Origin of the sequence: Haloarcula rubripromontorii (genome assembly GCF_001280425.1) — an archaeon.
GTDB classification, from domain to species: domain Archaea; phylum Halobacteriota; class Halobacteria; order Halobacteriales; family Haloarculaceae; genus Haloarcula; species Haloarcula rubripromontorii.
Genome location: NZ_LIUF01000010.1, coordinates 12969 through 26245, shown reverse-complemented (window position 1 = coordinate 26245; position 13277 = coordinate 12969). Strand labels below are relative to the sequence as shown.

10 protein-coding genes and 4 pseudogenes are annotated in these 13277 nt (G+C 51.3%); 6 read left to right on the top strand and 8 right to left on the bottom strand.

The window, feature by feature from the left end; all coding sequences use genetic code 11:
• The first annotated feature begins 26 nt into the window (after positions 1–26).
• Both AMS69_RS20795 and AMS69_RS18385 read left to right on the top strand, forming a co-directional pair.
• Positions 27–179, top strand: coding sequence for a DUF7837 family putative zinc-binding protein (locus AMS69_RS20795; RefSeq protein WP_004516568.1), 153 nt, complete (start codon positions 27–29; stop codon positions 177–179).
• 97 nt (positions 180–276) lie between these two features.
• Positions 277–669 (top strand): DUF5684 domain-containing protein, encoded by a 393-nt coding sequence (locus AMS69_RS18385; RefSeq protein WP_053969489.1) that lies wholly within the window; start codon positions 277–279, stop codon positions 667–669.
• A 275-nt stretch (positions 670–944) separates the two neighbouring features.
• Here the strand turns inward: AMS69_RS18385 and AMS69_RS18380 are convergent, their stop codons facing one another.
• The 3 genes and pseudogenes from AMS69_RS18380 to AMS69_RS20965 form a co-directional block, all read right to left on the bottom strand.
• Positions 945–1940 (bottom strand): cytochrome d ubiquinol oxidase subunit II, encoded by a 996-nt coding sequence (locus AMS69_RS18380; RefSeq protein WP_053969488.1) that lies wholly within the window; start codon positions 1938–1940, stop codon positions 945–947.
• Complete coding sequence (locus AMS69_RS18375) at positions 1933–3381, bottom strand: cytochrome ubiquinol oxidase subunit I (protein WP_053969487.1); 1449 nt, start codon at positions 3379–3381, stop codon at positions 1933–1935. Before AMS69_RS18375 ends, AMS69_RS18380 begins: the two co-directional genes overlap by 8 nt.
• 179 nt (positions 3382–3560) lie before the next feature.
• Positions 3561–3767 (bottom strand): annotated as a pseudogene (locus AMS69_RS20965) (hypothetical protein); the annotation flags it as partial.
• Positions 3768–3896: 129 nt separating this feature from the next.
• Between AMS69_RS20965 and AMS69_RS18370 the strand changes: the two are divergent.
• Entirely contained in the window at positions 3897–4964 is a 1068-nt protein-coding gene (locus AMS69_RS18370; RefSeq protein ID WP_053969539.1) for a hemolysin family protein, read from the top strand.
• Positions 4965–5184: 220 nt separating this feature from the next.
• On the opposite strand, the pseudogene AMS69_RS18365 reads toward AMS69_RS18370, so the two are convergent.
• Positions 5185–5760: pseudogene (locus AMS69_RS18365) on the bottom strand (tyrosine-type recombinase/integrase); the annotation flags it as partial.
• Positions 5761–5981: 221 nt separating this feature from the next.
• Here AMS69_RS18365 and AMS69_RS20045 point away from each other — a divergent pair.
• A pseudogene (locus AMS69_RS20045) lies at positions 5982–6471 on the top strand (IS4 family transposase); the annotation flags it as partial.
• 250 nt (positions 6472–6721) lie between these two features.
• On the top strand, positions 6722–7486 hold the full coding sequence (locus tag AMS69_RS20375) for a hypothetical protein (RefSeq protein ID WP_155120005.1): 765 nt from the start codon (positions 6722–6724) through the stop codon (positions 7484–7486).
• Positions 7487–7918: 432 nt separating this feature from the next.
• Here the strand turns inward: AMS69_RS20375 and AMS69_RS20960 are convergent.
• The 4 genes and pseudogenes from AMS69_RS20960 to AMS69_RS20370 all read right to left on the bottom strand — a co-directional run.
• Positions 7919–8423, bottom strand: a pseudogene (locus tag AMS69_RS20960) (phage integrase SAM-like domain-containing protein); the annotation flags it as partial.
• 313 nt (positions 8424–8736) lie between these two features.
• Positions 8737–10410 carry a transposase gene (locus AMS69_RS18355; protein ID WP_053969486.1) on the bottom strand — a complete coding sequence of 558 codons (1674 nt, stop codon included), beginning with the start codon at positions 10408–10410 and terminating at the stop codon, positions 8737–8739.
• Between the two features lie 62 nt (positions 10411–10472).
• Positions 10473–10838: a hypothetical protein gene (locus AMS69_RS18350; RefSeq protein ID WP_053969485.1), complete on the bottom strand. Its 366-nt coding sequence runs from the start codon at positions 10836–10838 to the stop codon at positions 10473–10475.
• A 515-nt stretch (positions 10839–11353) separates the two neighbouring features.
• Entirely contained in the window at positions 11354–11839 is a 486-nt protein-coding gene (locus AMS69_RS20370; RefSeq protein WP_155120004.1) for a hypothetical protein, read from the bottom strand.
• Positions 11840–12132: 293 nt separating this feature from the next.
• Here AMS69_RS20370 and AMS69_RS20365 point away from each other — a divergent pair, with 293 nt between their 5' ends.
• Positions 12133–12891, top strand: a complete 759-nt coding sequence (locus AMS69_RS20365) for a helix-turn-helix transcriptional regulator (protein ID WP_155120003.1) — start codon at positions 12133–12135, stop codon at positions 12889–12891.
• Positions 12892–13277 lie beyond the last annotated feature (386 nt).

The following is a 13277-nucleotide window of genomic DNA, read 5'->3' as shown; positions in this document are numbered from 1 at the left end:
TCACACGCTCCTTCCATCCCCGTTCCATGCCTGATGACACGCAAAGTCTCGGTCGCTGTCCAAACTGCGACGAGCGTATCACAACTCCGTGGCTGCTGGTTGAATACGAGAAAGACGATGGCACGGAGGGTATCTGGGCCGAGTGTCCAATGTGTGAGGATGTCGTTGCGCCGGAGTAGTCTCTTTATTAGTCAATACGATCATCTGATAGAAACAGATTCAATCACGCCTATCAGATTCACCACTTTTTTATTAAATCAGTAAACCACTACCGGTATGGTCCCCTTTGAGGTGTTAATCACCCCCCTCCAAAGCAGTGACGCCGGTGGTATTGTGCTCCCTTTGTTCAACCTGTTGATTGCTGGCATCCAGATTGCCGGGATGTGGATGGTATTCAAAAAAGCTGGTCACGCAGGGTGGAAGGCAATCATTCCGATCTATAATCTTTATATTATGCTTCGGATCGGGGAGAATGCATGGTGGTGGTTACTTCTCATATTTATTCCGATAGTAAATCTCTACGCACTGTACAAGATTCATGCTGGAGTGGCTCGAGCGTTCGGGAGAGGCATCGGCTTTGGACTGGGACTCACCTTCCTTGGTGTCCTCTTTTTTCCACTGCTGGGCTTTGGCGATTATCAGCATCGCCAGTCCAGTGCCATCGCATAATTTCAGAAGTTGAGACCGGCGTTCTCAATGCATATGGAACTCCCTTCCTTCGATGGCCCCAGCTAGAGTGTCTGCTCGACAAACTGCGAGACAATGCAGTCCTCGGAAGTCCGAAGCCGATACGCTCCGTCGCGTTCCAGTTGCCGGCACTGGTGATGTGTGACGCCGAGAGAGATACACTATCGCGAGGATGTGATTCTATCATATCGCACACATCGCCGATCGGAGAGCCACCAGTACTGAGCGGAGAAGGGAACGACGAGAGGTTGGTGGGGTTACCCCCCGTAGCCCTCTCCCTCGATAGGGCCGCTAAACACGCCGTAGAGGAACTTGAAGTACCACAGTACCAGCAGCAGGACCGGAAACCCGAGGACGGTCACGAGGTTCAGCGCTAGTGGCGACACGACCGCTTCCCTAACCAGCAGCCCGGTTGGTGGATAAATCGTCGGGTACAGCAGAATTGCGACTAAGATCGTCAATAGTGTGGGCAGCGCCAGCGCGCTCGCGAGCCAGGCTTGGTACCGATCACGTCTGGCCAGTACGCTCCCGCCTAGCCCGACAGCGACCGAGAGAGCGACGACTGCAGCGACGGGCAGCGAGAGCACCGCGTCGGCAGCACCGCCCGCATCGGTCACGACGACGGTTCCCAGCAGCACGACCACACCGCCAAGGTACGCCAGTGTCGCACCGATGCCGTACGCTCGCAGTTCCGATGCCAGACCGGGCTCGGTCTTGGCTGCGAGGAACGCCGCCCCCGTGACTATCGAGACGGCGACTAGGCCGACGCCAGTCAACGCCACTGGTAGCGTCGCCCCGCCGAACAGCCAGCGACCCGCGAGCATCCCCAACAAGAGCGGCGTGAACACGCTCCCGCCGATGAACGCGTAGTCAGTGTAGCGCTTCCAGCGCTCGTCGTCGCGTTGCTCGCGGAGCTCCGGACCGAGGCCGCGGAACACCAACGCGACGACGAACCCGAGCGCGAGCAGATAGTTGTCCGCCAGGAGGCGCGAGTACACGCGCGGGAACGCCGCTAGCAGCATCGTCCCGAAGGCGACGACCCACACCTCGTTCGCGTCCCAGACCGGTCCGAACGCCGCCAGGAACGTCTCCCGCTCGCGTTCGTCCGTCCGGGTCGCGTAAAGCATCCCGATACCGAAGTCGAACCCGTCGAGGACGACGTACATCCCCAACGCGAACAGCACGGCGCCGAACCAGATCTCTGGCAGCGATTCGACGAGGTAGGCGTCGACGGGCAACAGCGGGTCAGTCATCGCTACTCACCCACGGAATCGGGCCGTGCCAGCGGCCGCCACTCGACTCTCGGATGCCGAGTGACCGGAGTTCCTCCCGGACCAGCCACTTCAGGATGTACAGCGCAGTCAGCATCAGCCCGACGTAGAGCACGACGAACCCGCCTAGGGTCAGTGTCGCCTCGGCCCCGGTGAGCGTCGATGACACCGCCTCGCTCGTTTTGAGCTCGCCCTGGATGACCCACGGCTGCCGGCCGATCTCAGTGACGTACCAGCCGGTGAGCAACGCAGCGTAGCCGAACGGCGATGCAGCGATCATCGCTTGCAGGTAGCGTGTGCTGTCGGCCAACCGGCCTCGGTACATGAGGAACCCGCCCCAGAGCGCGAGCCCGATGAACAGGAACCCGAGCCCGACCATGAAACGGAACGACCAGAACACGAGTGCTACGGGGGGGTTCTCCTCGTACTCGTTCAGTCCGATGACCTCGGCGTCGAAGTCCCCGCCACTGGCGAGGAATGACCCGACTGCGGGAAGGCTCACGGTGACGAGATTCTCGGCGCGCGGGTCGGTGAGTGCCTCAGGTGACTTCGGAAACGCGAGCAGGTGTAGGTCGGCCTGCCCCGTCTCGTAGTGTGCCTCCATCGCGGCAAACTTCTGTGGCTGGGTGTCCTCGACGTGGCGGCCATAGGCGTCGCCGTGGACCGCCTGGAACGGTGCGGAGACGATCAGGAGTACGACAGCCAGCTTGAGTGCGGTGTTCCAGGCTTCAGCGTCGGGCTTTTTCCAGACGATGTACGCCGAGACGCCCGCGACCAGCAGTGCGACCGAGATCACCGACGCGTTCATCATATGGACGTACATCCAGGGCATTCGCGGGGTGAAGAACGCGGCGAACGGGTCGGTTAGTTTGGCGATTTCCATCCCGTTGCGGGTGACCATCTCGTAGCCCCGTGGGGTCTGCATCCAAGCGTTGACGATCAAAATCCAGAACCCCGACAGCCAGGCACCGAAGCCGACGAGTACCGACGAGATGATATATGTCCGATCTTTGACGCGGTCGCGGCCGTACAGCAACACGCCGAGGAAGACGGCCTCTAAAAAGAACGCCATCTTCGCTTCGAAGGCTAGCGGGCCGCCGATCAGTTCACCGGCCACCTCGGCAAACTGTGGGAAGTTTGTGCCGAACTGGAAGCTCATCGGAATCCCGGTGACTGTACCCATCACGAAACCGGCGGCGAAAACCTTCACCCAGAACGAGCGCAATCGCGCATACCGCTGCTCGTTCGTCCGCACGTCTTTCCAGGTAAAGTAGATGATAAACGGTGCGAGCCCGATCGAAAGGGACGCGAAGATGATGTGAACGGAGATCGTCCATCCGAACTGCATACGGCTCGCGAGTTCCGGAGGTAGGAATGTCGCCAATACCGGATCGACGGCACTCAATAGTGTGATTGGATCCATTCACCTCACGCTACGGCACAATAGTTTATGGGTAGCCCCATGGTTTCCACTTTGGTGTATTCACCACAACAGTATTGTATTATTAGAACCGTACTGCTTGTACACCTCACCCGCCGTATCAGTATAAGATAGATGATAAATAGTGTTGACCAATCCCACCGATGATCATCACAATGCCAGCGAGCGCCGTGTGAATTCAGTGGGTTTTCAGACTCGTAGTCATGGCACTCATATAAATCTCCCAAGATGTCCCGGGCCGACTGCGTTGTAATTGACAGTGTCGGCTCCAATGTCTTCGCCGCGTTATCAAGACTGGGGAACACAGCTTCGTCTGTATCGGAACCACGGAGTTGCTTCCAGCTCCGGAGTGGCCGGATGGCATCGTTGAAGCGATCATAGAAACAATCGTGGGGACTGGTTTCGCCAAACTCCGGATTGAAACAGCCGCCCAGAGAGTATGTTTACTGATCTTGAACTGCGCACTATTTTCTGTCTGGTGTTGGTACGGCCGGATGATGGAGCCGCTTGAGATTGGATTACGGATTCTCGGTGGTATCATTCTCATCGGGGTGAACGCGTATTTTGTCGCGATCGAGTTCGCGCTGACTCGTGTCAGACAGTATTCCAAATCGGAGTTCGATACGCCTGGGCTTGAGCTTGCTTGGCAAATGACTACTGATCTGGAGTTTTATCTAACCACTTGTCAGGTCTGGATCTCCGCAACGAGTATCGCATTAGGGATTATCGCCGAACCTGGACTAGCGGCTCTGATTGAACCGGTGTTCGAAAACACCACGTTCGCATCGGTCGGGGCTGGCTCGTTACTCGGCTTTCTTATTATCAACTTAGTCCACCTCACGCACGGGGAACAGACGCCGACCTACCTTGGTGTCGAACGCTCCAAACAGGTCGCCAAGTATGGGTCACGGCCGCTGTACTGGTTTGCCAAGATACTCGCTCCAGCCATCTGGGTCGGTGATTCGGTTGCAAAGGGAACACTGGGCCTGTTCGGCATCGAGATGACTCAGGCATGGACAGAAACCGAGAAAGAAGTCGTCGAAACCCGCGCTGACCTTCGGAACCGGCTTGGATCGGTACTCGAGGAAGGTGAATTGCCCGCAGATCGGCGTGAAGAGATCATGAACGCATTGACGATTGGGGAACAGTCAGTGAGAGAGGTCATGATTCCCACCGAAGAAATCGTAGCCATATCAACTGAGGATTCAGCCGAGTCGAACTTCGAAAAGCTCGAAGAGCACCCTCACACACGGTATCCACTAATCGGTGAAGATTTGACTGAATTCTATGGGATCGTCTACAGTCCAGCTCTGTTCAGCCATCGCGAGGAACTCGCTAGTGGCAACGGTGCGTTCACTGAACTGGCGGCACCGACGATGACGCTTTCGCCCGATACCGATGTGAGCGACGCGATCGATCAGTTCCAGGCAGAGCGACAAGAGATGGCTCTCATCATCGAAGACGGCGAGGTTATTGGACTGGTGACCGTCACTGACCTGCTGGAAACGATCATTGGTGATATCGAAGATCCGCTTGACCAAGGCAGCTCTAGCGTACTCGAGTAAAAAATACCGAGTCATCAAAAAGTAATCGTTCGTCAATATATCAGTGGACTCGCTATCTCCAACTGATGTCAGAACCACCTTATCAGGCTGTCTCTCTCGCGGAGCGGGCTATAGATCGTACAGATCGGACTGGTAGGCTTCCCTGTACCAATCGTTCACCGATGACTGCAACAGGATTGCGAACGTTTCTATGACACGCTGGTGTCGTCTGTATCCTCTCTTATGAGGAGGGGTCAGCAACCGATCCACCGTTGATGATATCGTTCGCTTCATCACGTGTCCGCTTTGCCGCCTCCTGTGCGTAACCCTCGTGGGTTGTCTCGATAGACTTGTGACGGAGTACGTCCCGTGCAAGCTGTGGATTCTCGCGATAGATTTCCCGACCGAGGCCACGGCGAGCACCGTGTGGTTTCAGCGGTTCTTCGAACACATAGTCGGACCACTCACAGAGGTCAGCGAGGATATTTCGTGCTGACTGCGTTGTGATCGACGGCGTCGGTTCCAACGCTTTCGCAGCGTTGTCGAGTCTGGGGAACACAGCCTCGTCGTCAGAAGGCTCTCGAAGTTGCTTCCAGCGTCGGAGTGGACGGATAGCATCGTCGAGGATTGGCGCGGACTGACGAGTGCGGTTCTTGCCGAATACCTGCATCGTGCCGGCGTCGAGATCGACGTGTCGCCATCGGAGGCCGTTGCGGTCTTCATCGTCGGAGACGGCGACGAGTTCCGCGCTGCGAGCACCAGAATAGGCGAGGAGGAAGACAAGTGCTTGATCGCGGTACGCCGCTGTCCGGTCCATTCGTCTTTAGATAATACTCACGGTAATACTGTTAGACCGCGATTTTCGACCGAATCCGGTCCGTAGACCTCATCAACACGCCGCAAACACCACTTTGGATTATTCCGTATCCGCAGTTTTCACAAGGTACAGCGTCTCGGCTGACGGATTCGATCCAATAAATACCTTAAGTTATGGTTTTATCCCGAATATTATCAGTGGTGTTAGCTAAAGACGTATGCAGCAAGACATTCCCCGTCGTCGGCGTCCGTGACAAGGACCCCGACGACTACCATCACTATATCACGAATCTGCCGAGAGACGAGTTTCTGCCAGCAGATTCAGCAACGATCTACTGGTGTCGGTTGGGGTAGAACTACTGGTTTGTGAGATGAAGACGCAGTACAATCCAGATGAGTGCGACACAGGCAAGGCGTATATCGTGAAAGTTCTGCTGTATGCGGCGTTGCTGTCACTGCTGGTGAGCCGTGATCTGTTGGATCTGGTCACCGAGCAAGATGCTGATGAGATTGTGTTTCCGCCGGAACGCTGGGTGGCGACCTTCCAGTCGCACGCCCAACTCATCCTCCACGAACTCGGTGAGTACCTCGGCTACTCGCCACCACCGTTGCTGGATCGCTGATCAAGGATACACCGAAGATTCACCAGCAACGACCGATACCTCAAGAGAAGCTCGCTACCGCTACGCAGCCGGGGTTTGAGTTTAGCTAAAGACGAATGGGAATCTGCGGATTCTCGCTTCACGTGCCCAGTTTAAAGATTGAAGCTAGAACTGCCACGTAATCCACTAGAGCCATTAAGTAGGATAAGAAGAAGAATAGAATAATCTATTGAAATATTGAATTGATTATAACTCTTTTATAAAGAGAGGACAACACCAACACTCAAAATATCACAATAATATATTACTATATGTCAGAATAAGTATCTCTTTATGAGATCAAATCTAATTGATATTTGTATGCCCTCCAACAAGCATACTTCATCAAATAGGCGTGAGGTACTACGAATTAGTGGTGCAACTCTTGTGTCCATGACTGGATTAACCGGGGTTGCATCTGCAAAGTCTAGCGATGATAACGATGAGCAGGAATCAGAACAATATAGTTCTAAAGAAGTAGAATATGAAATAATAGCTAAGGATATTGAAGAAGAAGAAAAAGAAAATGAGAAAGGTGAGAAAATAACAATTTATACTGTTACTGTAGAAAAGAAAGAGAAAGAGAAAGAGACAAATGATGTTATTACTAAGGTGAAAGAGGTAAAAATAAATAACGAATCGGGGGAAATATCTTATCTAGGGGAACCGAATACAATTTCTCCACAAGGAATTGAGGATTCAGTTGAAGCAATTAACCGAGTACACAAAGACATTGATGAGGTCGGGGATTGCGATGAACTACATGGCCATGATAATCATAATAAAGCCAAATTGAGTGTTGATTTCAAGCAGTCAGTGAACAACTTAGGTTGGACAACCGTTGCCGCTATATTAGCCTCTTGGGCGACCAGTACAGGCATCACTGCAGCCATTATGATCAGTGGTGCTGCACTCGCGCTTGTAAGTGAAGAAGATGATATTAGCCTAGTATTTGAAGAAGTGGATTTCGGAGATACTCCGTACACGTACTGTTATGTCACCGGAGGTTGGAAAGAATACGATACGGATGAGATGACGCTGTATAGCAAAGAGGAAGGAATGCATGCCGTACCACCATCATTCTAACATCAAAAAATTAGAGTGACAAAAGTATAACTCTTCAGCTAAGATGCATTTTATGATGTTCAGTACTAATCAATAACTATGCCCAACATAATTTCCACATTCAAAGAGGTGTGGACTGATACAACCCGGTTTGAATATTCATCAATAAAAATTTTAGTTATAATAGTCACTACAGCTATCACATGGATTATCACTCTAAGATTATCCACTCTATGGCAGCGACAGTATAGTGCTTCTACAATTGTGGACGTAGTGATTTTTTATTTGGTATTTTTTACGATATACTTTTGTTTCTGCTACATGGTAACTTCAACACTCAATTACATAAAATGATACAGATTTAACGTTCATTATAACACCAGATAGACCAATCTCCCTCAATATATTACTGAAAATCACGCTCTGATAGTATTGTTTTGAGTATTAACTAAAGAAGAATGCTGTCCGGTCGATATCCTCGCTCTCGTCAGCTTCGTCAACGCGGGTAGTGGCAGTCGCACAGATGGCGTCGCGGTCGCGTGTCGTCCAGTACTGTTGGTCACTCTCTGTCTCGTCGGTTGGAAGCGGGTCTTCGGCGTGGTTGGTCTTTGCTGGGTTTGTCTGGATCAGACCCTCGTAGACAGCCTAGGTGAGGAACGAGCGCAGATAGGCGAAGTAGCGGCGGGCTGTTTCTGGGGAGATTGCGTCTCGGTCCTCGGTCCGGGCGAGGTCACGAGCGTATTGCCGACAGAGGTCGTCGTCAATAATCTCTGGACTCGTGATGCCATGCTGGTCGCGACTCCACGCTGCAAACTTTCGGAGGACGCTGGCGACGTTGGTTCGGTAGCGCCCGGAGTCGATATCGACTAATCGTTTTATCGACTAATCGTTTGTCGATGGCTGCTTCGAGGGCGTCATCCCGGGGAGTAGCGTCGTATGCAGGCGGAAGACGATTCATGCTTCCCGTACAGCGTGGGTGCGGGTAAAACTGGTGGTGCTTACTACGATAATACAAACCTAAACTGAAACCCAGAATTCCACCGTTTGGGGTGATTTCAGCGCATCAGACGCCAGTTCACGTGAAGTTGAGACTACAGCGGATTTAGCGGGGCTGTAATGCATATATTCGGACGATTAAGTGACCAAGAACAGCTTCAGATTAGCTCTCAATCACCCGTTATTGATGTACTACTGACTATATCACCGAACTCCGATTGCTTTCTGTAGTGTAGCCACTCAAACATCGTGCTATCCCAGATTGAGTCTCCTCTCTACCCGATTCCAGTTTCCTTCTTCAACAGCGTCAGCGTATTATCAGCCGTCACAATCGGCGAATGCTCGTACTCACCAGTCAATTCGACCTGAACCAGCAGGTCGACAGCTCGCCAAATTGAGTACAGCAGGCACGCAAACGCGAAATAGAAGAATCGCAGCCCGAAATCTTTCGACGTCGTCGCAGCCATGAACCGCTTGATCGATTTGTATCCGCTCTCGATCTCCCAGCGATAGCCGTACTCGGTGAGGAAACTACCCCCATGATTCGACATGAACACCGAGTACTGCCGGTGATCATTATGCTCAGAGTCCTCCTTTCGTCGATAGATCAGCGTTGTCTCGTGCCACTCGTTTTTCCCGAGATGGAGTTTCCGGTCGGTCTCGTATCGGTCTTGACCCCGCTGGAGCAGGCGTTTGGCCTGGGCTTTCTCGCTGGTCTGCATTCGTTTCGGCACGACATACGAAAGCCCTCGTTGGCTGAGCATCTCCAGAATGTGCTGGCTGTCGAACTCTCGATCCATCAGTACGTTATCGACGTGAACGGCGTCTTGGGCTGAATCCAGCAGATCCTCAACTATCTCTTTCCGTGATTCGCCTTTTCGTACAGGCCGTGCATCCAATACGATTGGAACCGCATTGCCGACCAGTTGAACAGTGGCCCACTGATAGGCGTACTCGTCGGTTTTCTCCTTCGTGCCGATGATTTCGTCCTCGTGACCCGTCCGATCCCCAGTAAACGGGTCGGCTTCCGTAATATCGATAGCGACGATCCCAGCTCGGAAGAACTCTTTCGTCTCTGCGACTTCATCCAGTAATCGATTCACTGCTCGCCGGTACATCTCCCGAATCTGTTCAATAGAGAGGTCGCGGATGTGCTCGCGATGAGCGTGACCCAGCGGTGTCCGGTCCCGGGTCGATTCATAGACGAAACTGCGAGCTCCTTCGTTAGCAGCCAACCGCTCCCGTAGGCCGAGATGCGTTTGTAAGTCCCAATACGCGTTTTCATGGATTTCACAGCCGTTGTCCCGCTTCAGTGAGAAGGCTGGGAAGACAATGCGGCTGATGTGGTCGGTAATCGATCCCGCTTCGTTGAGGATAGCTTGATCGTCTGGGGCTGGTTCCTCGTCGTCACCGTGAGATGGAAACTTCCGTTCTGGTTCACGAGGGACAGTCACACCCGCGTCCTCAGCTTTGATCAGAATCGTCCGGGCGGCTGCCTCAATTGTCTCACGAAGATCCGCAGTGAACCGTTCGTGCCATGTACGCCACAGCGTCGACTGGTCCGGGACGTTCTCCAAGCCCAGTTGCTCACCGAGGTCAGGGTGGTGGCTGAGGTATGTGAGAAGTGGCGTTTCGTGGGTCCAGCCGTGAAGTTCTTTGAGCAGAAACAATCGGAACAGTTGAGCCATCTCGTACTGAGTGGCCCCAGAATACCGGTCGTGTGGTCGAAACTGGAAATACGCTACTGGGTAATGGGACGCAAACTCGTCGGCGGAGTTGTGAGCCTGGTTGTCGAACCAAGTGGAGGCAACGGCCCAGATGTCTTCTTCGAGGCCACCAAGTGAACTCCGGTCGTACAGTGGTGTCGAATTATACGCTGGCCACTCAGTGTATGACTGTTGTGCGATCCGTCGAAAGACACTGCGTTGTGAGTCACAACTCGCAACCACTACAAAATACTGGTCACGACACGTTCAAGAATCCATCTAACTACTAAGAACAAATTCGGATTTTACTCATCCACTCTTTCGTTAGCGAAGTTACGGTCTATACCAATCCCAATAGTAACTCCTGAGATCAGTACCCCTGCCAGGAAAAGAATGGTCCCATAGAGAGAAGTCGTCTTGATTACGCTGGTAGCCCGTGGGGTGCTAATCACGGTTAAGAGTAAGAACGATAATAGAGAATGCCACCAATTTAGATTCTGATGAGGAAATAATAAATCGGAAAATGAAAGAAATCCGAAAACAGAGACACCAACGACAATCCCAATGAGACCACCGAACCACATCTCTTGAGTTGCATTACTGAAGTAAAATCCGCTGATAGAACCAAGTGTGAGTGCCAAAACACCTTGTGCCCATTTGGACTTGATCATATCATAACGACCTCTGGTTTCTTTATAAATATTGTGACTAATCAGTGGTGTTAAGAAAATTCTATAATCTGGATTTATGCTATTCTAGTTGACCCACGCGCCGTCACCACATGCTGATTCCACTTCGTCACACATCGCCTCAGGTGTGTCGAAGCAACTAATGTCCCCTTCACAGATTGCGGCCAAGAAAAGACCACAAGCCGCTGCAGCATATGGACCGCTTGCATAGGCGCCAATGATCAGACAAGCAGCGTAGGTAGTATAACTATTACTACAGAGCTCCTCTTTGGCCTTATTATTGCAGATCGTATCCCAGACGGCCACACACGTAGACTCGCATTGAGGATAATTACAAGGAATACACTGAACTTGGTTCGAAAATATCCCAATGTTTTTTGATGAATCCTCTCCTGGGAATGTAACACTCTCTTGCTCTAGACCAGACGAATCGTGAGCGATAGAAGTATACTTCTTTTCGTCTGCGCCTTTACGTTTGATGAGTCCTTTAACTTGCTTTACCTTTTTTTTTCGTCAACCATAGCAGAAATCTCCACTGATATGTCGACATCTAGCTCTTCATTTTGGAAAGAGCCAGTGTGACTTGAGATCAGGAAGGATACTTCCTCTGCGTCAGGCTTCTGTACTTTACGAGAAGTGAAATAGTCCCCTTTGTTTTTATTGGAAACGGCGTCGTCCTTCTCTAAAATCGACTGAATCTGACCCCGAATTGCCTGAAATCCCTTACTGGCTTCAACGATCTCTAGTGTCTCTTGAGATTTTCCTTCAGAGGCTTCCACAGGAGAGAGGATCCCCACAGTATTCGCTAAAGCAACACCAGCTGTTCCTCCAACTCCACGAAGAACCGACCGGCGAGAGATGTTGTTCTCTCTATTTTCAGCAAGAGCAGCCCACGTTTCTGCACAGCCTCCCCCATCCTCTACCTGTTCGCTTAGTTCTTCTTGGTAGGCTTCTGCGTCTCCGACATCATTTTTCTCGGACATTTTCAACCCAATTCAAGTCAAGGTGGGGGTGGTAATTATGTCACTGGACACCTATATCATCATTTGTTGGCACCTCACCCAATAACTAGCAACCCTCCCCAACTGATAATCATAATTTCAAAGATTGTTATTCCGATTACAAAATTGTTTTACTAGACTAGGGTCACCTCAGTGAGGTTTCGAGACTACTAATCATCAGATTAACGTCTATCAATTCTTAATCAAGAAAACGACACAAGTCATAAATATTATACACTACAAACGTGATATTGATGTCTCCCCCTCCAAGACAGGTGGCAGAAGTCCTCTCGAAACGTTCTCAACTCTTCGATACTATTAACTCCTCACCAAAATCGAAATCAGTACTTGTTGATACACTGGAGTGCTCGCGGTCAACAATTAGTCGTGGACTTGGTGAACTTCGTGATGCAGGTCTAGTCTACTACGAAGACGGTAAGTGGCGGCCGACCAACATCGGCTGCCTCTGCCGACGTGCACAAGCAACATATTTGGATGCTCTTGACGATTACACGACTGTTTCCCCTGTTATAAGCGACTTGCCACCTCACGCAAAGCTTGACGAAGCCATGCTCATAGGCGCAACTGCCTATCAGGCCCCTTCAACAACACCGGACATCCTGTTTGAAAAAATCCTTGGATACGTGGATGGTACAAACCGTGTTCGGATCGTCACACCTGCTGTTATGCTGTTATTCGCTGAGAAATTCTACGACTGTATCACTGCAACTGACTCTTACGGAGTTGATATCATTATTCCTAGTGATGCACTCAAACGACTTCGCACTACTTGTACCGATATAACATCAACTATCCAATCTGACGATTCGTTTAGACTCCATCACTCTGATTCAACCTACCCCTTCGGACTATGGCTCATCGATGATGATTATGCCGGAGTTGCCGTGTTTGAAGATCACGGCATCTCTTGCTTTCTTATCAATTCTAATCCTAATGCACTTACTTGGGCTACTGAAATGTATGAATCTGCGAAAGCTGACTCCTGCATGACGTTGGCAGAGCCGGATCGCTAATTACTATCCGAACAAAATCTTGTGAAGATTTGTATGACCCTTGATCTCTTGAGTCAAGACCGGAGGTCATTTCGAGGGAAGGTCCACGTGGGTGCATCCCCCCAGTGGTGCTCGCCACAGTTTTGACATACCAGATCCAAGCGTCTACCCCTTCTGCTTGGTGAGTCGCTACGTAGTACACTCTTTACTGCTCTCGGCTGTGGTGTCGGTATGGCAATTTCGAGGGCCATTGTTTGGTTCTCGGGAGGCAAAGTTAATCGACGGCTGAATAATTGAAAGTAGATTTACATTCAGATTGAATAGTTAATTCAACCAACAACCTTTCGAATATCATTTCGTACGCATTGAGAACGCCAGTCTCAACTACTGTCGGGCCTGGGAAGTTC

Coding starts and splice junctions, on each gene's coding strand:
- AMS69_RS18385 (WP_053969489.1), top strand. CDS start 277: ATGGTCCCCTTTGAGGTGTTAATCACCCCCCTCCAAAGCAGTGACGCC.
- AMS69_RS18350 (WP_053969485.1), bottom strand. CDS start 10,838: ATGATCAAGTCCAAATGGGCACAAGGTGTTTTGGCACTCACACTTGGT.
- AMS69_RS18370 (WP_053969539.1), top strand. CDS start 3,897: ATGGAGCCGCTTGAGATTGGATTACGGATTCTCGGTGGTATCATTCTC.
- AMS69_RS18375 (WP_053969487.1), bottom strand. CDS start 3,381: ATGGATCCAATCACACTATTGAGTGCCGTCGATCCGGTATTGGCGACA.
- AMS69_RS20375 (WP_155120005.1), top strand. CDS start 6,722: ATGCCCTCCAACAAGCATACTTCATCAAATAGGCGTGAGGTACTACGA.
- AMS69_RS20370 (WP_155120004.1), bottom strand. CDS start 11,839: ATGTCCGAGAAAAATGATGTCGGAGACGCAGAAGCCTACCAAGAAGAA.
- AMS69_RS18380 (WP_053969488.1), bottom strand. CDS start 1,940: ATGACTGACCCGCTGTTGCCCGTCGACGCCTACCTCGTCGAATCGCTG.
- AMS69_RS20795 (WP_004516568.1), top strand. CDS start 27: ATGCCTGATGACACGCAAAGTCTCGGTCGCTGTCCAAACTGCGACGAG.